This window comes from Undibacterium umbellatum (assembly GCF_014284125.1).
Lineage (GTDB): Bacteria > Pseudomonadota > Gammaproteobacteria > Burkholderiales > Burkholderiaceae_D > Undibacterium > Undibacterium umbellatum.
Genome location: NZ_JACOFX010000012.1, coordinates 97,151 through 123,340, shown reverse-complemented (window position 1 = coordinate 123,340; position 26,190 = coordinate 97,151). Strand labels below are relative to the sequence as shown.

General features: G+C 49.1%; 19 protein-coding genes. 13 read left to right on the top strand and 6 right to left on the bottom strand.

The features are described from left to right. Positions 1–24 precede the first annotated feature (24 nt). Together H8L47_RS19985 and dnaE are read right to left on the bottom strand one after the other, a co-directional pair. Positions 25–1,368 (bottom strand): O-antigen ligase family protein, encoded by a 1,344-nt coding sequence (locus H8L47_RS19985; RefSeq protein ID WP_186955364.1) that lies wholly within the window; start codon positions 1,366–1,368, stop codon positions 25–27. Further along, positions 1,346–4,864 carry a DNA polymerase III subunit alpha gene (gene dnaE, locus H8L47_RS19980; protein WP_186955363.1) on the bottom strand — a complete coding sequence of 1,173 codons (3,519 nt, stop codon included), beginning with the start codon at positions 4,862–4,864 and terminating at the stop codon, positions 1,346–1,348. Before dnaE ends, H8L47_RS19985 begins: the two co-directional genes overlap by 23 nt. Before the next feature lie 320 nt (positions 4,865–5,184). Between dnaE and H8L47_RS19975 the strand changes: the two genes are divergently transcribed. The 5 genes from H8L47_RS19975 to H8L47_RS19955 all read left to right on the top strand — a co-directional run bounded on the left by H8L47_RS19975 (position 5,185) and on the right by H8L47_RS19955 (position 12,414). Next, positions 5,185–7,212: a TonB-dependent receptor plug domain-containing protein gene (locus H8L47_RS19975; protein WP_186955362.1), complete on the top strand. Its 2,028-nt coding sequence runs from the start codon at positions 5,185–5,187 to the stop codon at positions 7,210–7,212. Between the two features lie 8 nt (positions 7,213–7,220). Further along, positions 7,221–8,180, top strand: a complete 960-nt coding sequence (locus tag H8L47_RS19970; protein WP_186955361.1) for an ABC transporter substrate-binding protein — start codon at positions 7,221–7,223, stop codon at positions 8,178–8,180. Then, entirely contained in the window at positions 8,177–9,505 is a 1,329-nt protein-coding gene (locus H8L47_RS19965) for a GGDEF domain-containing protein (RefSeq protein ID WP_186955360.1), read from the top strand. Before H8L47_RS19970 ends, H8L47_RS19965 begins: the two co-directional genes overlap by 4 nt. A 178-nt stretch (positions 9,506–9,683) precedes the next feature. Beyond that, the gene (locus H8L47_RS19960; protein ID WP_186955359.1) at positions 9,684–11,414 is read left to right on the top strand and encodes a glutamine--tRNA ligase/YqeY domain fusion protein; all 1,731 of its coding nucleotides are present in this window, start codon (positions 9,684–9,686) and stop codon (positions 11,412–11,414) included. A 70-nt stretch (positions 11,415–11,484) separates the two neighbouring features. Continuing rightward, entirely contained in the window at positions 11,485–12,414 is a 930-nt protein-coding gene (locus tag H8L47_RS19955) for a TonB family protein (RefSeq protein ID WP_186955358.1), read from the top strand. A gap of 15 nt (positions 12,415–12,429) precedes the next feature. Here the strand turns inward: H8L47_RS19955 and H8L47_RS19950 are convergent, their stop codons facing one another. Next, complete coding sequence (locus H8L47_RS19950) at positions 12,430–12,669, bottom strand: hypothetical protein (RefSeq protein ID WP_186955357.1); 240 nt, start codon at positions 12,667–12,669, stop codon at positions 12,430–12,432. A 120-nt stretch (positions 12,670–12,789) separates the two neighbouring features. Between H8L47_RS19950 and H8L47_RS19945 the strand changes: the two genes are divergently transcribed. After that, on the top strand, positions 12,790–15,123 hold the full coding sequence (locus tag H8L47_RS19945) for an O-linked N-acetylglucosamine transferase family protein (RefSeq protein WP_186955356.1): 2,334 nt from the start codon (positions 12,790–12,792) through the stop codon (positions 15,121–15,123). Between the two features lie 158 nt (positions 15,124–15,281). Here the strand turns inward: H8L47_RS19945 and H8L47_RS19940 are convergent, their stop codons facing one another. Continuing rightward, positions 15,282–16,382, bottom strand: coding sequence for a serine hydrolase domain-containing protein (locus H8L47_RS19940; protein ID WP_186955355.1), 1,101 nt, complete (start codon positions 16,380–16,382; stop codon positions 15,282–15,284). Positions 16,383–16,665: 283 nt separating this feature from the next. On the opposite strand from H8L47_RS19940, the gene H8L47_RS19935 reads away from it, so the two are divergent. Both H8L47_RS19935 and H8L47_RS19930 read left to right on the top strand, forming a co-directional pair. After that, complete coding sequence (locus tag H8L47_RS19935) at positions 16,666–17,016, top strand: YkgJ family cysteine cluster protein (protein WP_329605475.1); 351 nt, start codon at positions 16,666–16,668, stop codon at positions 17,014–17,016. Positions 17,017–17,055: 39 nt separating this feature from the next. After that, complete coding sequence (locus tag H8L47_RS19930) at positions 17,056–17,568, top strand: hypothetical protein (RefSeq protein WP_222616615.1); 513 nt, start codon at positions 17,056–17,058, stop codon at positions 17,566–17,568. A gap of 80 nt (positions 17,569–17,648) precedes the next feature. On the opposite strand, the gene H8L47_RS19925 is transcribed toward H8L47_RS19930, so the two are convergent. Both H8L47_RS19925 and H8L47_RS19920 read right to left on the bottom strand, forming a co-directional pair. Further along, complete coding sequence (locus H8L47_RS19925; RefSeq protein WP_186955354.1) at positions 17,649–18,218, bottom strand: outer membrane beta-barrel protein; 570 nt, start codon at positions 18,216–18,218, stop codon at positions 17,649–17,651. Positions 18,219–18,651: 433 nt separating this feature from the next. Next, positions 18,652–19,287, bottom strand: coding sequence for a glutaredoxin family protein (locus tag H8L47_RS19920; protein WP_186955353.1), 636 nt, complete (start codon positions 19,285–19,287; stop codon positions 18,652–18,654). A 154-nt stretch (positions 19,288–19,441) separates the two neighbouring features. Here H8L47_RS19920 and H8L47_RS19915 point away from each other — a divergent pair, with 154 nt between their 5' ends. The 5 genes from H8L47_RS19915 to H8L47_RS19895 all read left to right on the top strand — a co-directional run bounded on the left by H8L47_RS19915 (position 19,442) and on the right by H8L47_RS19895 (position 26,102). After that, on the top strand, positions 19,442–20,143 hold the full coding sequence (locus H8L47_RS19915) for a hypothetical protein (RefSeq protein WP_186955352.1): 702 nt from the start codon (positions 19,442–19,444) through the stop codon (positions 20,141–20,143). 191 nt (positions 20,144–20,334) lie between these two features. After that, complete coding sequence (locus tag H8L47_RS19910; protein WP_186955351.1) at positions 20,335–21,588, top strand: MFS transporter; 1,254 nt, start codon at positions 20,335–20,337, stop codon at positions 21,586–21,588. A gap of 340 nt (positions 21,589–21,928) precedes the next feature. Continuing rightward, positions 21,929–22,765, top strand: coding sequence for a heme-binding protein (locus H8L47_RS19905; RefSeq protein WP_186955350.1), 837 nt, complete (start codon positions 21,929–21,931; stop codon positions 22,763–22,765). Positions 22,766–22,838: 73 nt separating this feature from the next. Further along, positions 22,839–24,032 carry an FAD-dependent oxidoreductase gene (locus H8L47_RS19900; protein ID WP_186955349.1) on the top strand — a complete coding sequence of 398 codons (1,194 nt, stop codon included), beginning with the start codon at positions 22,839–22,841 and terminating at the stop codon, positions 24,030–24,032. Between the two features lie 63 nt (positions 24,033–24,095). Beyond that, entirely contained in the window at positions 24,096–26,102 is a 2,007-nt protein-coding gene (locus H8L47_RS19895; protein WP_186955348.1) for a flavin monoamine oxidase family protein, read from the top strand. Positions 26,103–26,190: the final 88 nt, after the last annotated feature.

Genomic DNA, 26,190 nt, shown 5'->3' with positions numbered 1-26,190 from the left:
CTTAAATCATTGTCAGTCTGGCGATCAGTTTTTACTGCGCATGCCAGCCAGCGGTATCGCCAGCAAAATCATGAAAGCCATGCCAAACACGCCGTCGCGCAATATTGCATTGAACATGCCGCCCAGCATCATGGCGATGGTCAGCATAAGCAAGGGCATGGCCATTTCCCTGGTATTGGGATTTTCATGAACGGCCATACAATAAGCGACCCAGTATTGTGTCGCCCAGATCACCAGCAGGGAAAACAAGCCAATACCCCCTACTTCTGTCAGGTATAACAGGTAATCATTGTGTGGCGTGGTCATGGTAGAACTGATCAGACCCTTGGCTTTTTGCTGGTAAAGATACATCCAGGTAGCAATGCCATGACCTGCCAGGGGCTTCTCAGCTATGATCTCGCTAGTGATCTTGTAAAGTTCCAGACGCATGCCGTCATCATTGACTTTGCGGCCCTGAGAAAAGTCATGCAATTGATGCACAGTGCACAGGCTGCGCAGTTTGAAAATTTCCCACGGTCCTGCTTGCACCAGTCGCACTTCACAAGTTGTCGGTGGCGGCAGGCTCAATGCATATTTCCAGCCACCGCCCAATACTGCCAGCAAGATCAAAGGCAAGGCTACGGTACGCCATGACCAGCCTAGCTGACGCAAAAGCAGTACGCCACACAAGATGAAAAACAGCAGGGTGGCCGTCCTGGTTTTTGCCAGCAAGACTAGAGCTGCGGCGACATATACCACTGCCAGCACGCGCCATACCAGGTGGTCACGGTGCGTGCGCAAATCATGCAACATCCAGGCTGCGGAAATCGCCATCAATATGCCCAGCAAGATGGATTTGTTACCCTCATAAATCACATAGCTTCGAAAGACGGTATTGACCGGCAGGAGATGGAAAAAATTGGCCACAAACAACGTCGCTGCCAGCACTGCACCGGCAAAAAACACATACATCGCCCGCCGTTGCCACAAACCTGCAGTCACGGACAGAAAAGGCAATAGAAACAAATACGTCTGGTAATGCCAAACCCCGGGCCAGAAATCCTCACTGATCTCTGGCGGGATATCTTGCATGGCAGCCAGGACAATACTGACCAGGCTAAGGCCAAGTATTGGTAGCAGCATGGCACTTTGTCTGATCCTGTGGATCTTCTTCAGGTAGCCACCCGATAGTATCAGACTGATATAAAACAGCAGCACGCCTGCATACATGACGCCCACAGGGAAAAACAGGGTCAGCGGCAAGCCTGTCAGTATCTGATGCGGCAATGACTGACGCCAGCCTGTTTGCGGCTCCATTGACATGAAACCGCCCCCTACTGGCAGTACACTGGCGACATTCATGGAATCAGGCGTATTCAATTTTGACATTTTTCATGGATAGCCACTCACCCAGGTTTTGCCGCAAAACATCGTCCGGGTTCACCCGCCACTGGTCAGACAGATACAGCTCAGCGCTGGCATTGGCGTTCTGATATCGTATCAATACCGGGCAGCCGTCTGCGTTCAGATGTGGCTTCAACATCTCTTGCAGCTTTTTGGTGTCTGCAGTTGATGTCAGTGTCAGACGCAGACCTTGCGAAAACTGCACGCGTGCACGGCCTATGTCCATGACTTTTTCTGCCGAGATACGCAAGCCGCCAGAGAACCTGTCTTCAGACACTTTGCCCAGCACCGCCAGGAATTCATCTTCCTTGAACAGGGATTTGAACTCTTCCATGATCTCGCTGTACACCGTCACCTCAACCACGGCAGTGCCATCATCGAGGCTGACGATGAGCAGTTTGCCACGTTGCGTCATCTGGGTGCGTACACCGGTGATGATGCCGCAAATCAGGCGCAAATCGCGTGAAGGTTCCAGCTTGGCCAGCGTTGTTTTGATGAACTGGCGTACTTCTGGCGCATACGAATCAAACAGATGGCCGGACAAATAAAAGCCGAGCGCCAGTTTTTCTTCGGTCAGGCGCTTCTTGTCGGTCCATGGAGGCACGTCCAGATAATCTGGCGGCGCGATCAAATCATCGTCATCGCCAAACAGGCTGACCTGGTTTGCTGCAGCCTCTGCCTGCACCGCTGCTTCCAGGGCAAAATCGACGGTTGCCAGCAAAATGCCGCGGTCTTTGCCTAAACAATCCATGGCACCGGCACGTATTAATGACTCTACAGTACGGCGGTTGACCTGGCGTTTATCAACACGTTTGCAGAAGTCAAACAAATCCTTAAATGGTCCGCCATCCTTTCTGGCGGTGATGATGCTTTCTATCGCATTCTGGCCAGAACCTTTGACGGCACCCATACCATAGCGTATCTGGCTCGATTTTTTGCCAGGTTCGGCAACTGGCATGAAACGATAATCGGACAGATTGATATCTGGCGGCAGCATTTTGAGCTTGCAGATATCGATCGCATCTTCGACCAGGATTTTGACCTTGTCAGTATCATCCATGGCCAGCGACATATTGGCTGCCATGAAGGCAGCAGCATGGTGGGCCTTCAGATACGCTGTGTGATAGGAGAGCAAGGCATACGCGGCAGCATGGGATTTATTAAAACCATAGCCCGCGAATTTTTCCATCAAATCGAAAATCTCGTCGGCTTTTTCTTGCGGCAAACCATCCTTGGCAGCACCATCACGGAAAATCTGGCGATGTTCAGCCATCTCTTCTGCTTTCTTTTTACCCATGGCACGGCGCAGCAAATCCGCGCCACCGAGTGAGTAGCCACCGACCACCTGGGCCATCTGCATAACCTGCTCCTGATACACCATGATGCCGTAGGTTTCAGACAAAATGCCTTCGGTACGGGGATCAGGATAATCGAAGCGTTCACCATGCTTGCGCTTACAGAAATCCGGGATCAGGTCCATAGGACCAGGGCGGTACAAAGCCACCAGCGCAATAATGTCTTCAAAACGATCAGGACGCGCATCTTTCAGCATGCCTTGCATGCCGCGACTTTCCAGCTGGAACACAGCCACGGTCTTGGCCTTTGTCAGCAATTCATACGAAGCTCTATCATCCAGCGGCAACTTGGCCAGATCGAAATCTGCCATGGCCGGGTCCATCATCTTGATATAGCGCACTGCCCTGTCAAGAATGGTCAGCGTGGTCAAGCCCAAAAAGTCGAACTTGACCAGGCCAACGGCCTCGACGTCGTCTTTGTCGTATTGAGATACCACGCCAGAATCACCGCCCTGGGTGTACAGCGGGCAAAAATCTGTCAGCTTGCCTGGTGCAATCAATACACCACCGGCATGCATACCGATATTGCGGGTGATGCCTTCTACCTGTTGCGCCAGGTCGAGCAGGGTTTTGACTTCCTCCTCGTTTTCCTGACGCTCTGCCAGCAAGGGCTCTTCAACGATGGCTTCGGCAATCGTGACTTGCTTGCCCGGTTTGAATGGAATCAGTTTGGAGACGCCGTCGCAAAACATGTAACCGAAATCCAGCACTCGTCCGACGTCGCGTATCGCGCCCTTAGCGGCCATGGTACCGAAAGTAGCGATCTGCGACACTGCTTCTTTGCCATAACGGTCTTTCACGTATTGAATAACCCGGTCGCGGCCTTCCTGGCAAAAGTCAATATCAAAGTCGGGCATGGATACCCGCTCAGGATTAAGGAAACGTTCGAAAAGCAGGTTGTACTGCAAAGGATCAAGATCGGTAATCAACAGCGAATACGCGACCAAAGAACCTGCACCAGAACCACGGCCAGGCCCGACCGGCACGCCATTGTTCTTGGCCCACTGGATAAAGTCAGCAACGATGAGGAAGTAACCAGGGAAACCCATCTTGATGATGGTGTCAGTCTCAAACTTCAGGCGAGCCTCATAACGGGCGCGCTCTTTCTCGCGCTTTTCTTCATTCGGGAAAAGATGATTAAGACGGAATTCAAGACCACGCTGGGATTCATGCACCAGGAAGTCATTGATGGTCATGCCTTCAGGCGTAGGAAAATCCGGCAACTTGGGCTTGCCCAGTTCCAGCATCAGATTGCAGCGCTTGGCTATTTCGACTGAATTGCGCAAGGCAGCGGGCAAGTCAGCAAACAGTTCTGCCATCTCAGCCTGGGTCTTGAAGCATTGCTGCTCATTGAACCTGCGCACGCGGCGGCCATTGGCCAGCATATCGCCTTCTGCAATACAAACGCGCGCTTCATGGGCAGTGTAATCGTCCTTGCTGATAAATTGCACAGGATGGGTTGCCACTACCGGTAATTTGAGTCTGCCAGCCAGAGCCACGGCAGCGCGCACATGGTTATCCATGTTCGCCTGGCCTGCTCTTTGTATTTCTATATAAAAATGGTCGGGGAAAATACTGGCCCAGCGTCTGGCATTTTGCTCTGCCAGCTCAAGATTGCCATTATCGATAGCGACACCGACATCACCAAAATGCGCGCCAGAGATGGCAATCAGGCCGCCGCCCTTGCCCTCTTCAAAAATACTCTGCAACCATTCATAGCGGATTTCTGCACGGCCCTTATGCTGATTCGTCAGCCAGGCTTGTGCCAGCAATTCGCATAACTGTAAATAACCGAGCTTGTTCTTGACCAGCAAAAGCAGCCGGGATGGCTTGTCACGGTCAACATCATTGCTGATCCAGACATCGCAACCAGCGATAGGCTTCATGCCCTTGCCGCGTGCGGCTTTATAAAATTTCACCATGGCGAACAAATTCGCCAAGTCAGTAATAGCCATTGCTGGCTGTTTATCTTTTACTGCTGCCTTAATGACATCATCAATACGCACCAGGCCATCGACAATCGAATATTCAGAGTGGATGCGCAGGTGGACAAAGGCAGGCTCGTAGGGCGTGCTCACGGCAACTTCATTGCTCGCTTCAGGGGAGGTAATTAAATCTGTAGTCATGCCGCTATTCTACCTGTTGCCCAAGCTGTTCAGAAGTTTTGCCTCAACGAAGTTTTCAAATATGCAATTTATATTAATTTAACTTTAATTTTCTGCTTGTTCACACCTGCCAATTCATCATGCCGTCAATAAATTGCGTTTTAATTTGCCTATTATACAAATTTCAAATAAAGCATCATGTTCGAAAATATTCGCCATAAAAACAACATTTCCCATTGGGCGCAGATGCCTTCTGGCTCTACACTTTGCATTTAGGCTACATTCGTCTATCCGTGCTGTGTTACTCTGAATCAATGCATTTTTTGGCTCTGGGGCATATCTTGTTAGCAAAAAAAAGGCGCGACTTCCATAGCAATCTCACTGGCAAACGACTGAAAAGTGGCGCTGGCTGCATAGTCCTGTTTTTTTCATTGCTTCATCAAGTTGCAATAGCGGGAGGCGGTGAAGAATCGATATTTTTGGATGATATGCCTGTGGTCTTGTCCGCCTCACGTTTGTCACAACCCATCAATGAAGCCCCGATTGCAGTTACCATCATCGACAGACAGATGATCAGGGACTCTGGTGCATGGGACTTATCCGAGATTTTTCGCCTGGTACCAGGCATGTATGTGGCCTATCATGCTGATCCCTATTATTCAGCAGACAGCACGGTTGCCTATCATGGCATGGTCACCACCACTACCTCAGACCGCATGCAGGTCTTGATAGACGGCAGGTCGGTGTATGCCAGCCTGTTTGGCGGCGTGAACTGGAGTGACCTGCCCATTATTCTGGATGATATAGAGCGCATAGAAGTCATACGCGGCCCGGACTCTGCCAGTTATGGCGCCAACTCTTATTCCGGTGTCATCAATATCATCACTCGCCACCCGGCTGAGACCCAGGGCAAGACTGTTTCCATGGCATTTGGTAATGGCCGCAAAGAAGGCATATTCCGCTATGGAAGTAAGATTGGTGCGTTAAGTTACCGGCTCACTGCTAGCATCAGGGACGACAAAGGCGAAGATGACACCATCAAGAGACCAACTTCTGTTTTCACTTTCTGGAACCTGAACAAATATGACAACAAAACCATACACAACCTGAACCTGCGCGCAGACTATCAGGTCAATTCTGCCGACACCCTGGAATTCCAGTTCGGTTATAACGGAGGGCCACGCGAAGTAGGTGAATACAATAATGTCTCGGCCATCAGCAGGCGGGCAGAAAACCATTTTGAAATGCTGCACTGGCGGCGTGCGCTGGAAGCCGGAGGCGAACTATCAGTGCAAGCCTTTCATACGGTGGAAAGAGTGTATGCCCGATTGAAAGATTCAGATGGTGTCAGTGATGGCGATGCCATCTTGCGGCGCTATGACCTGGAAGTGCAACACACTTTTTCGCCATTCAAGAATGCGCGACTGGTCTGGGGTGGCAGCATACGCTATGACCAGACATATGCCCCTTATTATCTTGGTGTAGGCAATAATCAATATCTGTATGGCGACTTCCCTTATCACTTGCGCCGCTTTTTTGCCAACTTGGAATGGCGCGCCCGCCCTGACCTGGTTTTCAATGTTGGCGGCATGACAGAAAACAATACCTACACTGGCACTGATACCACGCCCAGGATTGCGGTCAACTGGCACATACAACCCGGCCATACCTTGCGCTTCAGCCATTCTCGCGCTACGCGGTCACCTTCGGCTTATGAAAAAGTGTATGACACTTATTGGCGCAGCCCTGAATTTTATCCTAGCCTACCTGAGATGCAGACTGAGCGGGTAAAGTCCACAGAATTGGGTTATATCGGCAAATATCGCAAACTGGATATTGATTTCCGTCTGTTTTATGACGATTATAGCCAATTGATTGATGTCAGAAATAAACGTTCTGCTGCTGGTGGCAACCTGAATGCGGGCACTGCTGTCATGCGTGGTTATGAATTGCAATTAAAGGCGCAACTGACTGACAAAACCAGGCTCATCTATGGGCTCTCTGGTGGCGGTGTCAAAAGCGACAATGTCAATGGAGTCATTTACAGCGATTCACTCCCGAAATACAATCATAGCCTGATGCTCAGCCATAGAGTCAATGACCAGTGGAGCGGTAGCGTGGTGGCATATCAGGTAGCAAAAACCAAGTTCAATTCCACGGATTATAATCCACGTGAAAACCGTGGTTACTTCATCAATGGCAACCGCCGCCTGGATGGCAAACTCACTTACCAGTTCAAGCTTGGCGGCAAGGCCGCTGAATGCTCTGTGATCGCCCAGAATCTTGCTGATTCCAGATATTTTGAGTACCGGCGTGATAATGAATTGCCGGGGCGCGCCGTGAGGTTAAACTTCAGGCTGGACCTTTGAAACATGCGATGGCTTTAATCAGGTATCTGCAATATGCAGGCAGGTGGCTAACGTTAAGCCTGAGCTTGATGCTGGCCCGGCCTTGCCTGGCCATCGACAATGTCACCATATTACTAAGTGAAGATGGCCCGGCCTATACAGAGTTCTCCACCCAGTTAAGCAATTTGCTGACGCAAGGTAGCAGCAAGAGTACAGTCAAAGTCCTGATATTGTCAGCATATAAAAATGAGGATTTGCCTCGCAATGCCAGCAATCAAGTCTTGATTGCCGTTGGCACACCCGCCATGACTGCCATAGCACAAAAACCACCTGCCATGGCAGTCATGAATGTCATGGTGCCACGCAATACCTTTCAAAAGATTGCCAAACAATATGGACGCAATCAAGACCCACATCATTTTTCTGCGATTTATTTTGACCAGCCATGGAGCAGGCAACTAAGTCTGATCCGTGCGGCTCTGCCTGGACGCAATCGCCTGGGCATTTTGCTAAGCAAGGAAAGTGCAGAAATGCTCACCGGCCTGCAAACTGCAGCCAAAGATACGGATGTGCAGATCAGTATAGAAACCGTCAACGATGATTCTGAATTATTGCCCGCTTTGCGCCGTTTGCTCAACATGAGCGACAGCTTGCTGGCGCTACCAGATGCTGCCATCTACAACCGCAATAATATTCCCAGCATCCTGCTGACCAGCTACCGTCAAAAAGTGCCCTTGTTCGGCTTCTCTGCTGCCTATGTCAAGGCAGGTGCTCTGGCCGCCGTATATAGCTCACCAGCGCAGATAGCCCAACAAGTTGCTGAAGTCATACAAGCTTTGCCCTCCCCTGCGTACCTGCCATTGCCTCAATATCCGCGCCATTTCAGTGTCAATGTAAATACCCAGGTAAGCCGTTCACTAAGTCTGGAAATTGAAGATGAAACCAGTCTGATGCGCAAATTAAAATCACCAACGGAGCGTGTCCAATGAAGAACTGGCCACTCGCTCATCGCATACTATTCCTGGCCCTGGCGCCAGTCTGGATAATTTCAGTGTTGCTGGTGTTGATGGTCGTCATTGTCGGCATCACTGAAATTGATGGAGCCATCAAGGCACGCGGTACCGTTATTGCCCGCCAGTTGGCACCCGCCAGCGAATACGGCGCATTCTCCGGCAACCGCGAAGTTTTGCAAGCGCTGACCCAATCAGTCATGAAAGAAGATGACGCCAAAGCTGTGGTCATCACCGATGCAGACAACAAGGTGCTGGCAGTCAGTGGCAAACCAAGCAAACTGGGGCCAGAACACGCACATGCGGCAGATAATGGCAAAGTCATACGTGGTGACCATGAATCCCTGATATTTGCAGCCCCCATCTATCAGGGCAAGGCTGAATCCGATTCTTTTGATTTATTCGACCGCACTCCCACTGATAAGGCTGCCCAGCCCAAACTATTGGGGCGTGTCTATTTGGAGCTGAGCACCCATACCAGTCGCCAGTCCAAGAATGTCTTCGTGGCACTGAGTGTACTGATAGGCCTGGTTGGTACCGTTTGTGCATCGATACTGGCTTTGCGCATGAGCCGCGATTTGACACGCCCGTTATCGCGTTTGCTGGACGGCGTGCACCGCATGGAAAAAGGCGCACTAGATACCCGCATCACCGCCAATTCTGGTGGCGAATTGCAAGAGCTGGAAGCAGGCTTCAACCAAATGGCGGAGAAACTGGAAAGCAGTCATAAATCCATGATGGAAGTGAATGCCAACCTGGAAAACCTTGTGATCGCCCGCACCCGTGAATTGGAGTTGCGCAATCATGACCTGGAACTATTATCCAGCACAGACAAGCTGACCGGCCTGTTCAATCGCCTGAAACTGGAACAGATACTGGAAGAAGAGCATCATCGCAGCCAGCGCTATGGCACGGCCTTTTCTCTTGCCATCGTTGATATTGATTTATTCAAGCAAGTCAACGACACCCATGGCCATCAAACGGGCGACCAGGTCTTAATCAATATCGCCCGCATTTTGCAAGATCATGTACGCAGCATGGATGCCGTGGGGCGCTGGGGTGGCGAAGAATTTCTGGTGGTTTTCCGTGAAACCACCATCCATGCCGCCATTGCCACCGCCGAAAAACTGCGCTGCGCGATCGCCAACCATGAATTTGAGATCGTCGGCAAAAAGACTGCCAGTTTTGGTGTCACCGCCTACTATCATCCTGACAATATCAATGAAATGATGAAACGGGCAGACAATGCCCTGTATCACGCAAAAAAATGTGGGCGGAACCGCGTTGAAGCCAGCGAAATGTGAATTTAGCATTGTCAGATCAGCCACTTTTTAAGGTGCACTCAACCTGATATTCTCTTCAGGCCGGTATTCCAGCCCCTTGCATAACCAAACTTCGCGCCATCCATGCTGCGCTACGGTAAAATGCTTGTCATGTCCCTATTTATAATGTGCCTTACAAGGTTCACAACAGTGATTAGCTATGAGCAAAGATATAAAAAATAACGATAATACAACACCTGCACCGGTATCCAACTTCCTGCGCGCCATCATCGACAACGACCAGGCTGCGGGCAAATACGCCCGCGATGGCCTGCCCACGGTTATCACCCGCTTCCCGCCAGAACCAAACGGGTATCTGCACATAGGACATGCCAAGTCCATCTGTCTGAACTTTGGTCTGGCACGCGATTACGCGGGCCGTTGCCACCTGCGCTTTGATGACACCAATCCTGAGAAAGAAGATCAGGAATATGTCGATACCATCATGGACAGCGTCAAATGGCTGGGCTTTGACTGGAACAACAAGGGTGAAGAACATCTACACTACGCCAGTGACTATTTTGAGCGCCTGTATGAAATCGCCGAGTACCTGATCGGTGCAGGCCATGCCTATGTCGATAGCCAAAGCGCTGCCGACATGGCCGCCAACCGTGGTGATTTTTCCAAGCCCGGTGTGAACTCCCCGTTCCGCGACCGCGCACCCGCAGAGTCACTGGACTTGCTGCGCCGCATGAAGACTGGTGAATTCAAGGATGGTGAACACATCCTGCGTGCCAAGATAGACATGGCATCACCCAACATGAATATGCGTGACCCTGCCATCTACCGCATACGCCATGCCCACCACCACCGCACTGGCGATAAATGGTGCATCTACCCTATGTATGACTACACGCATCCCTTGTCTGATGCAATAGAAAACATTACCCATTCAATCTGCACACTGGAATTCCAGGATCACCGCCCTTTCTATGACTGGATCATAGAGCGCGCCGCCGAAGGTGGGTTCTTCAAAAAACCAGTTCCGCAACAATATGAATTTGCCCGTCTGAACCTGACCTATGTCGTCACCAGCAAACGCAAGCTGCGTCAACTGGTAGAACAAAACATCGTCAACGGCTGGGACGACCCGCGCATGCCCACCATCGTCGGCATACGCCGCCGTGGTTACACGCCAGAATCATTGCAACTGTTCTGCGAACGCATAGGCGTGACCCGCTCCGATGGCTGGATCGATTACAGCACGCTGGAAGGCTGCCTGCGCGAAGACCTCGACCCCAAAGCACCGCGCGCCACTGCCGTACTGCGTCCGCTGAAACTCATCATCGACAACTTCCCCGAAGGCGAAAACATCGCCTGCACCGCACCTATCCATCCGCACCACCCAGAGCTGGGCAACCGTGAATTCACCATAGGCAAAGAACTGTGGATAGAACAGGAAGACTTCATGGAGGAACCCGCCAAAGGCTACTTCCGCCTGTTCCCCGGTAACAAAGTGCGTCTGCGTTATGGCTACGTGGTTGAATGCACAGGCTGCGACAAGGATGAGAACGGCAAGGTCATCGCCGTCCATTGCAACTACTTCGCCGACAGCAAATCCGGTACCGAAGGCAGCGCCAACTACAAAGTCAAAGGCAACCTGCACTGGGTTAATGCCGCCGACGCACTGGAAGCCGAAGTCCGCCTTTACGACCGTTTATTCACTGACGCAAATCCCGATGCCGGCGGCAAAGACTTCATGGCCTTGCTGAACCCAAATGCACTGGAAGTAGTACGCGCCTACGTAGAACCTGGCCTCGCAACGATCACTCCGGATACCCGTTTGCAGTTTGAACGCCATGGCTATTTTGTGGCTGACCGTGTGGATTCAGTTGTTGGCAAGCCGGTGTTTAACCGGGTAACGACATTGAAGGATAGTTGGGTCAAATAAGCAAGCGAAAAAGTGAACGTAACGCAAACGCGTTACGTTCAACTTCATTTCCCGTCTCAACATTAACCCAATGAAAATCAATTTCTCTAAATTCCGGTCAGCTTTTTTATTTTTACAATTCATTAGCACTGCCTCATATTCATTGGGGCAAACATACTATCCTTTCGAAAATTCTAAATCTCCTGTCAAAGACAAAAGTCCAGGTCCCAGCCTGAATGACTGCGATACTATAAATGGACCAGTTCCTTCACAAAACGGTCAGCTCGGGAGTGTGGTAGTCAAATATGTTGTAAGAAAAGACGGTTTAGTCAGAGATGTGATTGTCGACAAATCCAGCGGATTCAAGAGTCTCGATAATGCCGTCAGAAAAACCATGATAGAGTGCAAATTTTCTCCACAACCTGGCGAAGAAAGTGTGATACCAACATGGTATACAAAGACCTTTAATTTCAATAGACACCATGGCTTTGTTAATGCCTTCAAATCCTGCCCCAGGCCAGAATATCCCAGAAGTGCGTTACGTCGTGAGCTAGAAGGTACAGCACAGATTGATGCAACAACCACTGATGCTGGAAAGATAAATAATATTGTTCTGATAAAGAGTAGTGGATACAGAGTTTTAGATAATGCCTTTATTAAATCTCTACGATCATGCCAATTGCCTCCAGATCCTGATGGGCAATCCAGGGCAATCAAAATGCAGCATACCTGGAATATTGAACCCAAAAATGGAACACAACCAGAACTTCTACGTCATAGCTGCTCGGCATCAAGCTTGCTAAGAATTCCCGATTTTGCAGAACTGGGACGCGGTATTGTCGTTAGTGGAACTATTTCAGAAAATGGTAGCCCTAAAGAGATCAGCATTGAATGGGAAAGCACCGACGACAACCATAATGTAGAAAGCCTTCGCATATTTGAAAGTTGTAAATTTAATCCTGCAACAGAACATTCAAAATATGCAGAGCGCTGGATTTCAATGCGTTTTCTCCCGAAATAGAATCAGCAGAATAATTTACTCTTGAAAGTGTGTGTCATTACTGACTGCGTTACTACTTCTGGCATCTGTCAACAAGCATTTGTCGATAGAAGTTGAGACAAGAGTTTCAAGGGGATCAAACGCAATATCCAGATTAGTGCCGCACTCTTTGACGCTTTCTCCAGCCGTCTGAGTTGCGATCAGAACGATGTTCAAAAAAACAACCGTAGTAGCCAAGTTTATTCTAAAAATACTAGCGCTCTTACCTATCTTCATGATTTCGTTTTATTGAATCTTGAATGCAAGGTGCGTACAAAAACCTGCCTTTCACTCACCAAACACAGTGGGATTTTGCGATAATTACCCAGATACAATACCCATTTTCAAGATCAAAAAATGTTTGAAAAAATTCTCAGCTTGTTTCGTAGCAAGGAAGTAGCGGTTCCTGCAGACCAGAAAACACTTCAGGCAACTCAGCAGACACAAGTGAACGTTGCGGAAGAGTCGCTACTCAAGGCAACAAACCTCAAAGAGCAGGCTGACAGCATTCTGAGATCAGGAGATATTGCGCAGGCGGAACAATGCTATCGGGAGGCGATCAACAGCCATCCCACATTTGCAGATGCCTATATCAACCTGAGTGTAGCTTTGCGTATGCAAAAGAAATTTGCTGAAGCAGCAGAGGCACTGAAACAGGCGCAGACCCTGAATCCAGGTGACGCTTACATTTATTACAACAAAGGAGTGCTTGCCAAGGAGCAGGCTGACTATTCATCCGCTATCTCTGAATTTCGCAAGGCACTCGCATTCGATGGCAACATGTTGGATGCCTATTACGACCTGATCGAAACTTACGTCACTACAGACGATAAAGTTGCTGCGCATTCGCTTGCTTCCATTGCTGTCGAAAAGTTTCCACAAGAAATGGGATTGTTGCTACTGATGGCCAATCTGGAAACTGACCGCAAACAACATGATGCAGCACTGCAGTTGTATAACAGGGCCCTGGCAATGCAACCCGATCATGCAGATACCATTTGGCATATATCCTGGATCTTGCAAGGGCAAGGTAAACTTGCAGAGGCAGAAGCCAGCTACAGGAGATTGCTGGAGGTTGCTCCAGACCGGTATGAAGCTTATTACAACCTGGGAACGGTATTCAACACCCAATCAAGAAAAGAAGAGGCGATCTCAGCCTATTTGAAGGCAGTGGCACTCAAACCAGATGCAGGAATCGCTCATTACAATTTGGGCAAAGCTTACTCTGACATTGGAAAACTGGACGAAGCTGAGGCAAGTTTTCGTGCAGCTTGTGCTCTAGAATTCACGACCAAGACCTGGGCCCTGGTTAGCTTGGGCAATCTTCTCAGGGATACTGGCAGGCAAAATGAAACCATAGATTACTACAAGGCAGCCACGACGATCGACCCTGACTACTTTGACGCTTACAGCAGCATGCTTTTCAACTTATGCTTTGGCGACCTTGTAACACCCGAGTATTACCAGAGTGAAGTCAACAGATATGCAGCCAGGTTGCTTACCCACGCACGAGCCTATAATAAGTGGAAATGTCTTCCCGTATCACAGGAGCAAAGACGTTTGAGAGTAGGTTTTGTCTCAGGCGATTTTGGTTTGCACCCTGTTGGTTTTTTCCTGGAAAACGTCATCAGCAACATCAACCTGCGACAGATAGAACTGTATGCGTATTCCAGTAAAGTGCGTGATGACGCGCTGACCGCACGCATTAAACCGTTTTTCAGCGGATGGAAAGTGATTGAAAATATAGATGACGCCAGCGCTGCACGCATGATTCATGAGGATGGCATCGATATACTCATTGATCTTGCTGGTCACACTGCACACAACCGCCTGCCAGTGTTCGCATTCAAGCCTGCCCCATTGCAAGTAAGCTGGCTGGGTTATTTTGCGACAACAGGCGTACCTGGCATGGACTATCTCCTGGCAGACAGGATTTCAGTTCCTGAGACCCACAGTGAATATTTTACCGAGCAAATTTGGTATTTGCCATCGACCAGACTATGTCTCACACCACCTGCGTACAGTGAACTGCTGGCTTCCGTTCCTCCTTTACCTGCATTGAAAAATGGCTATATCACGTTTGGCTGCTTTCAAAACATCAGGAAATTGAATGATTTCACCCTGCAGTTATGGACAAAGATCTTTGATCGCATGCCCAATGCCAAGTTACGCTTTCAATGCTGGCAATTGGCGACAGAGCCAGAGCGCAAAAAAATGCTGGATAGATTTGTCCAACATGGCATAGCGGCAGAACGTATCAGCATACTTGGTCCTGGCTCAAGAGAAGCCTATCTGGCAGCACATGCTGAAGTCGATATCATTCTCGACACCTCTCCCTATGGCGGTGGCACTACCACATGCGAAGCTTTTTGGATGGGTGTACCTACAATCAGCCTTGCTGGCAATACCATGTCTTCACTCCAGGGTGCCAGTTTACTTACTTATGCTGGCCTGGAAGACTGGATTGCCAACTCTGAAGATGACTATGTCAGGCGCGCCCTGAGCCATGCCGCTGACCTTGAAAAACTGGCGCAACTGCGTGCCACACTACGCCAGCGCTCGCTGAATAGCTCACTATATGATGCAAAACAATTTACACAACATTTTGAACAGGCATTGCTAGGCATGTGGGATAAACATGTGCAGGCGACTCGGACTGAATGTACAGATGTGCCTGATGCGAAGCCATAGAAATCTGGAAATCTGGAAATCTGGCTTAAGGCTACACCTGCCAACAACGTTGACATATCAGTGATATCAAAGCCTACCTGCAATCAGTAGCGACAGACCAAAAAGCAAGCGAACGCATTATCATCATTGATACTGCGTGCTTGCCTGCTTCTTTGAATTTACTGCACCAGAGGGAATTCGCTATTGATGATCTTGTTTCCGATATCGCTAACGCTGATATCTGCATTTGACAGTATCACCACGCCTTTGCCAGCTTTTTTATCGAAAGCCACATAGCTGCTGTAGCCACCAGTCTTGCCTTCTTGCGCCAGGATGGAACTGCCGAATTTGTTGTTGTAGCCGCCCCAGACCAGCAAGAGGCGGTTGCCGGGTTCGAATGGCTCCTGCAATTTGCGCATGGTGTCTTTTAATGGAGTGTTGGTCTGCCCCATGTTTGCGGCAACGAATTTAAGCATGTCGTTAGCCGATGAACGCAGGCCGCCTGCACCTTCGAATGAGTTAAAGTTCCAGCTTGGTGCGGCAGCAAATTGTGCCTTGCTACTGTAGCCTGTTGCCATGCGTTTTTGCAGGTCAGCATTGAGTGTGACGCCCGTTGCGGTCATGCCCAGAGGTGTGGCAATTCGGTTTTTCACCAGTGTGTCATAGTCGGTGCCAGCGCGCTGGCTGAGTGCCTGTCCCAGCAGGCCATTGCCAAAATTGGAATATTCATAGCGGCTGCCGACATCGTATTTCAATTGGTAGCCGGACAAGAATTCATAGGCCTTGCTGGTCGTAAAACCGGCATAGGGATTGTCACTTCCAGTCTGCTTGAGGTTGACGGGCAAGGCTGGCAGGCCAGAACGGTGGGCAGACAAATCGGCAAGGGTAATTTTTCTGTCGTCTGAATCTGGCACGTTGACAGTATCGGGAAGGTATTTTGCCAGCGGGTCTTTCAATCTGATTTCGTTTTTCTCGGCCATGTCCATCATGGTCACGCCAGTAAATACGCTGGTGATGGAACCAAGTTCAAACAGAGTGTCCGCATCGACAGGGCGACGATCTGCCAGATTGGCATAGCCATAGCTGATCACCCTGCTACCCTTGTCATCAACAATGCCCACTACAATGCCGACGCCTTTCTTTTCTGTATCAATGCGCTGCTTGAGTACACTGAGTATCTCGGTATCTGTCATGGAAGTTGCGGCATGTGCCTGAAACGCGCCAAGCGCCAGTGTTGCCATCAGCAATTTTGCAGGGAGGAGGCGGAAAGTTGTTTTCATTTTCGATTTGCTTTCTGATTCAAGGTTAAGAAAACCAGACCCGCTGCTACAGGGATCTGCGGATTGACGAAACTGCGCAAAGAACAAGCCGTTCGTCATTTCATGCTTGCAGCTTGCATACACATGACGCACTATAGGTAAATCAGAAATTGCAAGCAGGCAGATTGAGACAGAAGCGCAAAATAAGGGAATGAATGTGGATTTTTGCGGAACAAAGTGCTTTGAATCGCGCAAATATGTTTGTGCATGAGACCTGGTTTTCAGGTTTTAATTAACGGAAAGAATTAAAATCGCTACTCTTGAACCCTGCCTGAATTGCGGAGCATGCTGCGCCAGTTACCGGGTTTCATTCTATTGGGCTGAGGCAGATGCCAATGGGATTGCTGATTCCATGGTAGAGGCGTTGACACCGGTGTACTCCTGTTTGCGTGGCACCAACCATTCCAGCCCTCACTGTCAGGCCTTGGTGGGTGAAGTTGGAAAAGCCGTGAAATGCAGCATGTATGAGCAAAGACCATCCCCCTGCCGGGAAGTGCTGGCTGGTGATGACAAATGCCAGAAAGCCCGTGCCAGACATGGCTTGCCTGCCCTGCCAACCAAAACAGTGACTGATTCAGACAAACTGGCCGCTTGAGTGTAGGATGCAGCCTGAAGAAACAAATCGAGAATTGCTTTGACCAACGATAACGACTACAACTCCGAAGATCACGCTCCTCAAGAGGAGGATCAAAAAATCCGCGAACCACGGCGGTGGCGCGACAAAGGCTGGACTGCTCAAGTGATCAAGAACGATGATGATGAAGGCTGGGCTGTAGCAATGATCAAGGATGGTGAACCAGAGCCAGCCCTGGTTGGCCCCTGGACAATGGGGCGCGATAAAAAGAATCCCAAGCCGCTGGATGCCAATGCCTTTGGTACGCTGGTGAAAACCGCATCGGAAGTCATACGTCGTCATGAACAGCAATTACATGCGACCTTGCATAAGAGCCTGATGGTGGCTACTGAAGATGCTGATTATAAGATTCTGCTGGATATCGTTCCTGATGAAGACGATCCTTATGCCTGGCTGAGTGCACAGGATGCCGGCAATACTGAACTGGCCAGGGTCAGGGTTGCACCCAACTACAAATTGAATCAGCAAAATGCGAGAGCCTGGATAGCGGATGATTTTCGTCGCCCGGATTGACCAGGCTTCGGCATCTGTTTTAAACTTTTTTCAAATGGCGCTGATGAAATCGAAATTTTTTCACAGCGCCAGACATTCATTTAAAAATTGTATTGCATACCGACGGAAAGATTACTCATTGCAGTTCCCCTGCTGGAAAAAGTCTTGGGATTGTATTTCTCATATTCACCACGCAACGACAGATTTGTGCTGATCTTGTAAGTAAGGCCCAGACCAAGCAAAGCCTGGTTTTCAGTATAAGATGCTGAATAAGGTGACAAGCCAGAAGTCTGGTAAGAAGTCTCTGTCTTTACACGTGCTACACCCAATTTGGCAAAACCTGCCAGGGCTTCATTGAACTCATATTTGTACAGGCCTGCCAAACTCAATCCCGTTTTCTTGATCTCCATTCCACCCAACAGGCCGGCGTTTACCAAGGTCTTACCTGAAGAAAAATAGCTACTTTCCACGGCAAAATTCTTGTTGATGTCATATCCACCAAACACCTTGAAACTGGTGGCTTTGGAATCGCAAGTAGTGCTGTAATTACAGTTATTGTTGGTATCGTTCTGCCCGACGGAGCCACCGAGGTAAGTTTGGGCCGAGGCAAAAGAACTGACAAGCATGCCAGCTGTGGCACACACAATGATGGAAATTTTTTTGATCAACATAGTAAATTTAATCCTTTGTTTATGAATCTGAGCTGCATCAGGAAATCGGCCTGACGCCCGTAAAAGCAGGGGCGCATTTAAAAACCACCGGCTTTGTTAATCAACAAGCAAGTTGCAGCGTATAGAATTTATAGCAAAAGGAAATTAAAAATATGCAAGTTCTGCTTGAGAGACCTGCGGGGATAGTCTGGATAGACATTTGCTCATGCTCGCAAAAAAATGATGTCAAACAAGCGAACTTTATTCTGAATGAGCGTTGCAAAGCCAGGCTAGAAACAAGTTGCTGTTTTATGCATGCTTGCGCCTTTATTTCTTTTGTTGATATCTTGTTCAGCAAACCCGCACTGCTCAAGGATTACTTCGTTATGATCGATTGGCCTGTAACATAGCAATGATGCACTCTTGAGGCAGGACTCCCTAAATCACCAGGATATTAACGCGCCATGACATTCTTGACATCGCCTATGGATGTTCCGTGGACTCTTGTGTAACCGTACCAGGTGGCTGGATATCCGGGTATCTCCATGACCGTGGTTATTTGATTGAATTCGCCACTTTTTTCTACATCAATATCAACGAAATCTATCTTGCTGTCTTTAAAGTCGGCACGTAATTGCGCACAAGATGGACACCAGTCTGTGCCATACAAGGCGACCTTGGGTTTTCCATCAGCCTGGAAGTGCCTTTTAAAATATGCGCGCTCTGGCCGGGTCAGATATTGATCTTCAAAATTCTGGCCTAAGGCGGCAATCATATCCCACTTGGAATTTCCCATGATTTTGTCATTGCCTATCAGGGTGACAGGTAATTGACCGCTGCTATATTTTTTCCAGAGCCGGGTATTACTATCATTTTCATCATCAAGGACAACTTGTTTTTCTTCAAACGGCACGCCTCGGTCACGCAGGAAGCGCACGCTGATCTGGCAATGCTCTCCACATTGCGGTGCAGTGAACAAGACTACAGTAGGGTTACCTGATTTATCAAAAGAGATATCATTCTTTGCAAGCCCTTTTTTCCAGTACCAGACAGCACCAACGATCAACAATAAAACCACCAAATTTCTCATGCTTCACTTTCCTGTACGTAGCTCCGGACACTATGACCTACACCATACTGTAGCCGCATGAATTTGTCGCCCATACTGAAGTATGGATTACAGACTTGAAATAAGACAATCTGGCATAAGATAGAAGGGTAACTTGGTATGTCACGGAGAAAAGATGGCGTTTGACCCACTCAATCTGAAACAGGCATCAGTCAATTTTGAAGAAAGCCTGAACCGTGTCATCGATGAACGGGTAGGCCCTCTGGTTGACCGCTCCATCCATCAGGTCAGCAATGAGTTGTCGGAAGTAATACGTCAGGCTGGTGCGCAGATGGACAGGAATATTGCCCTGCTGTCAGATGAAATCCATAGCCAGCGCAGCATGACCAAGGATGACATCAAGGACTTGATCGACTATTCAACCAGCCAGATAGGCGCGGCCATAGATCAGCGCATTCTTGCCATCAAACATGAGACATCCACACTCATCAATGAAAAAGTGGATCTGTTGAAGTGCGAACTGGAAGATGCCGCTGTTACCAGCCGCAAATCCATGTATGCCAATGTCGCCATCTCCATCGCAGCAGCAATGGTCATGGCTCTTATAGGCCTGGCCTATAAGAAAATATCCCTTGGCGAAATCAATTTGCTCAATGTCTTCAGGGTTTCTTTGCTGTCGTGTGCCACGTTTACCTTTGTCTTGTCGATGCTTAAATTTTTACAGCGCTGGCGTAGCATGAAACGGGTTAAGAAAGGTGTTACAACTGTCGCCATAGGTTATATGGGCATCTTGCGCCCAAATGGGGCAACTGGTTTGTTTTTGCTCAGCGTTTGTTTACTGGCTGCCTGGGCCTGGCTTTATATGGGGAAAATCTAAGGCATATTGCCATATTGCGACCTGGCAACAGGGTTTGTAAATTAGGCGTACAATTTAGAGCATATTCGCTGCACGCATATCGATGAACTTTTTATGTTGATTGGCATCACAACGTAAAGACCTCGTCCGGCTCGATTGCCGTTTTCTGCTTTTATTTGCCTGGCGCCTGCCTTGCGCTAACACCCTGATCTATGCAAACCAAGAAATTCAATCCTGTATTCAATTCCTATCTGATTTACATAGGCGTCGCAATTGCATCAGGTGGTGTCGCGCTCTATACACCGATTATTGTCGCTGAAACAGGCAAGTCTTTCTCAGGATTTTGGGCTGCGTCGATCTTGTTTGGCTTGAACTTGGGGCGCGTACTTGGCTCCTACATGGGAGTCAGGTTTTCTCGCCTGGCCAATCATCCTCTGGCGATTACCGGCAATATCCTGCTGGAAGGTATCGCCCTATACTTCATGGCCTATCTGCAACAGGCCTGGGCGCTGGCCTTGTTTGCCTTATTGGCAGGGCTGGGCAGCGGTTTATCTTTCCCTGGCTTAAAAAATTATTTATTGAAACTGAAGGGGCTGGATCAGGCATCCCTGTTCAGCAAACTGGCGTTTGCGATTCGCATGGGCCTGGTGGGTGGCTATCTGACGGCCAGCTTTGTCCCTCACGATCAGTTAAAGCTGGTGTTTTTGATCGTCTTCATTACCTTTATTGTATATGGTTTATTCATGCTGATTGCCATGCGTGCCATCAGTGAGCATGAAGAAAAAGGTTTGGCTGAGGAGCAAAAAGCATTCTCAGATCAAACGGTGCTAACTGCCCTGGCAAACAATGCCGATGACGATAAACCGGTGGAATTGCCGCTGATGTTTTATCTGTCGAATTCAGTGTTCTGGTGTTTTGCTGTGCAACCGATGATAGGTTTCAGCTTACATATTCCCAAGTTCACGCCTGAAATACCTGTCTCGACACCATTCTGGCTGGCCGCCTTGGTCATTATCTTTTTCCAGATACCAATTTCCAAACGTGCTGTACGTACTCTTGATCACTTCCGTTTTTTAAAGATAGGCTATGCCTGCCTGTTTGTCAGTTTTGCCATCATGGTGGTGTTTACCCACAGTGCCGCTGCTGTCATCATTTCTGCCATCTTGCTGTCTTTCGGCCAGGTGTTTTATGGCCCCTCACTGGATGTCCTGGTGGCCCGCTTTGCCAACAAGTCTGCGGCAGATACGGGCAGGCTGATGTCGCAACAAATGTTTTATCAAAGCGCTGGCACCATGATAGGCAGCCTGGCAGGTGGTGTCTTGTTTGATCTGGCGCAGAGCATGAAAATGCCAGGGCTCAACTGGTCCCTGCTGGCAGTGGCCAGCCTAGCGATGATGATACTCAGCAAGAAGAAAATCCCGGCGCTGTACTACAATGCAGGCCAAAGAATACCAAGCACCAGCTAAACTTGCCTGGAAGCTGCTCAGGCTTCCAGTTACTCGCTTCCGCAAGTCTTATGCACCCCAATCTGGGGTCGCGATCCTTTCCCATCGCCCATTTTAATTTCACTCGCGCAATGTCTGCGCGTGAAATTGTGCAGCTTGTCAAAACGTAATGTTAAATCTTCAATTTCCCACATTTACTTATGTTTTTTATTATACTATTAGATAATTATCTTACTCTTTAAGCATCACCTATTGGGAATAGGTAATAGCACTTTCACGAACAAGTTTAGCTGTCTCCGAATTTGAATAACAAGTTCAGATTTACTCCATGTAGTACAACAAACTTTGAAGGAACTTGAAAATGACGCTCTACTCACCCAGGCGCGCTGCGGCCCCAGGCAACTTGGATTCATCACCACTAGGACATCTTGCAGAACTGGAGGGGACCTGGTCGGGGCGCGGCTTTAACTTGATTGCTGTACCCAACAAGCAAAACCATGGCACTTTTCGTCTGATGTTGAATGCTACTGCCGAGCGCATACAATTCACGGCCATAGGTGGTGCAGTGCCGAATCGCGGTTCGGTACAAGACGATATCAATATCTACGGCCTGACTTACCTGCAACAAGTTAACGATGCGCCGACCATGGAAGGCTTGCACATAGAGCCAGGCATCTGGCTGAATGTTCCAGCGACTAGTGATCCACTGGCGGCTGCAAGTATCGTCAGACAATCGACCATTCCACATGGCGATTCCTTGCTGGCGCAAGGGACCAGCTTTGAAGTCCCTGGTGGCCCCCGGATAGATGCTGTCAGTTCCACGCCTACCGGCCCAGGCATGGCACATGCACCATGGGGTTATCTTGATACTTACATGGATTCCAATCTGCCACCCGGCATGAAGCAAAGTTATGTCGACAACATGAATGAAGCTCTGACTGATGCCATACAGGGGCAAAAGATCGTCAATACCACGGTTTTGTCCGTCTCATCGTTACCTGTAGGTGGCATAGTCAATATCCCCTTTGTTACTGCGAATGCAAATGCCACCAAACTCGATGCGATCTTCTGGATAGAAACAGTGGAACGCCCTGACGGCACGCAATTCATGCAATTGCAGTACACCCAGACCGTGATTCTGAATTTCCTGGACATAGACTGGCCGCATATTTCGGTTGCCACGCTGATCCGTACCTGAGTCACTATTTAGTAGTCATCAGGCTGGGCAAGCGGTTCCTCCCACCAAAGTGTCAACAGAAAGAGGCAATCACATGGGCAATGAAAATCATTTTGATGTCGTCGTCATAGGTGGTGGCCCCATGGGTCTGTCTACGGCTTATCACCTGAGTAAAAGAAAAGCCAGGACGCTGGTGTTGGAGCAATTTACTTTTATCAACCAGTTAGGCAGTTCTGCCGGGGTGTCGCGCCAGTTCCGCATTCCTTATCCCGATGAATACATGGTGAAACTGGTCAAGCAATCAATACCCTACTGGGATGAGTTGCAATGCCTGACGCCTGCCCCCCTGATGGATGAAGTCGGCACCCTGTGGTTTGGTGATCCCGACGTACATTCAACCGAGGGCAATATACGGCAAGCTGAACTGGCATTGCAGGCACAAGACGTACCCTATACCAAGGTTAGTGCAGCGGAACTGGAAAGCCAGTATCACTTCAAGGACTTGCCATCCACTTATACGGGCCTGTTCCAGCCACAAGGTGCCAGCATAGACTTGAAAGCAACCCAGCAAACTCTGTATAACTGGAACCGTAAATCCAGCTATGTCACGCTGAAGGAAGAAGCACCCGTTACAAAAATTGTGTACCGCCAGCATCAGTTTGAAATCACTACCCCCATAGGCAATTTCACTGCAAAAAAACTGGTGCTGGTACCTGGCCCATATGCGGATGCGGTCTTTAAATTGCTCAACTTCCAGGTCGCAGCAACATACTGGAATATGGCTTCTGCCTTTTACAAAAAAACAGATCCACGCATACAGTATCCAACCTGGTTTGTGTTCCAGAATCCCGTTGGCAATAACGGTAACCAGTTTTATGGTTTCCCTGAAGTCAGCTGGAATTATCCCGGCTATATCCGGGTCGCATCTGACTTTGTCATGCTCCCACTTGACTCACCAGAGCAGCGTACGCTTATCCCAAATCCTGAAGAGCTGGGCTATACCGCTACCTGGGTCAAAAATCATATGCGTGGGCTGGACCCAGTACCGCATTACACCTCGACTTGCCTGGTCGCCCTGAGCAAGATCGCCAATAAAGAATTGATCGTCGATTTTGCTCCAGCCTATGTCCCCGGGCACAAGGATATCGTCATCTATGCCACGGGTTGGGCAGGCAAGTTCGTGCCTTTGCTAGGCAAAATCCTGGCAGACCTTAGTTTAGATGGACATACCCCATTTGATATTTCGCACTTCGCAACGGGTATTAAATATTTCACGCAGCTTAAGTAGTTAACTAAAACGCGATGGCCACACCTTCATGCAGTTCAAACCCAACCTTGAGTGAGCAAGATCATGAAAACCAAAACCTATTCCATCTTCGGTGCCGGTGCAGCCGGCCTGTATACTGCCTGGCGTCTGCTGAGCGGCAAAAGCACTGACAAGAACAAGTTACTGGAAAAAGGCGATACCCTGGAACTGTATGACTGGGGCCAATATGATTTCAGTAAAGATGATAACGGCTCACGCGCTCCAGGTGCCCGTGTCTGCACCTGGCATTACCAGAATGACCCCGGCAAATCTTATGTAGAGCTGGGTGGCATGCGTTACTCTGAATGGGATACCAAGGCAAAAAACCACAACAATGGCAAAGTCCCGGGACACAGGCTGGTGACCACAGTCATCCATCAATTGGGACTGGATAAATACGTGGTCCCATTCAATGAATCAGGTAATCCACTTTACTATTTGCGCGGCAAAAATTTTTACCTGAATGATGTCACTTCATTCCATCCTGCACCGTACAACGTGAATAATTTCGGGGCCAGCACTTCACCCAACCAGGGCTTTACGACAGTAGAAAACCTGGCAGTCACCGCCACCAAAGGGCCACAGACCCGCAGGGAATGGGATCATTTTTACCAGCATGGCAAAATCACGGCAGAACTGCCCTCCTCCTCCATCTTCCAGAAAGGCGACAAGCTGAAAGATATAGGTTACTGGAACCTGATGTTTGATCAGCTTGGTTCTGAAGGCTATAACTATGCGGCTGATGGTAATGGCTATACCTCGAACGTCATCAACTGGAATGCTGCCGTGGCTTTCCAGGCGAATAATGAATTCACGCCAGGCAATGAATACATGACCCTGACCACCGGCTATTCAGGCATGTTCAAGGCCTTGTTTGCGGCGATCACTGAACTGGCCCGTGACAAGGGCGTGCATTTCAATTACCAGCCTAACCGCCGCCTGCATTCGATACTGGAAATCGACAATACCATCCATTACGGCATTGCCAACCGTGACAATCCCAACAAAAAATCCAGCAGCGGCAAAACCGATGCAGCCTGGTTGGCCATGCCGCGCTATGCGCTGGAACTGGTAGCGCAAGCCACACGTTATGAAAACCATCCTGGCCTGGATGTACTGAATCACCAAAAAGTGCAGTTGTATATGGAATCAAGCATCATGCAACCATCCTACAAGATAGGTATGTTCTTCAAAGAACCCTGGTGGCTGACGCAAGCAACTTATGCACCGCAACTGAGCAGCTATGAAGTCACCAAGGACGTGATTGCGCAACTGGCAGAACAAGGTTTCCCGGCCAGCTACCTGGACAAACTCAGCCAGCCCGCAACTGGTGAACAACAAGAGATCATGAATACACCGTATTCCAGTGCTGCCAGTTTACTTACGGCGACCGAACAACGCCTGCAAGAAAGATTGACCGTGCCACAGGAAAGCCAACTCCTGGCGACCTCCAGCCGCAATACCATAGGCCCCAGTGTGACCGACAATCCTGTGCGCATGGTCGTCTATTTTGGTAACAATGCTCTCGACAAAAGCACAGAACCTGTCTACGGCTTACTGGCTGCCTATGACGATGAAGCCTTTACGACCTTCTGGCAAGAGCTGGAACTTGGCCCGGAACAGCAAAGGCATGTACCCTTGTCTGAAAATACCGAACCCTTGAAAGGCCCGCGTAAAGTGCCAGGCCGCATGCTGAAGATGTTGCGCAAGCAACTGGCGAATATCCATTTTGGCCCGAATGCCGATTTCAGCTCTGTACCTGAACCGCTGGATGCTGCCTACATAGACTGGTCACTGCCACCCTTTAATGCCGGTTATCATGCCTGGGCGGCGCACTATGACATCGGCGATGTTCAGCAAAAAATCCGCAAGCCTTCACAATTGATACCAGGGGCAGACGCAAATATTTTCATCGTCGGTGAAGCTTATTCGAATGACCAGGCCTGGGTAGAAGGCGCTTATTGCACGGCTGAATCAGTATTGAATGACTTCTTTGGTGTCGAGCCCTTGATAGACAATCGAGAATATCCTTTCATCTGCTCGGCCAAGTAAACTCCCTCCTTACTGAAGTACAGGCATTTGTTCCATGCCTGTACTTGCTTCCCTCCCTGCTATCACTACTGACAGAAACTGACACTAC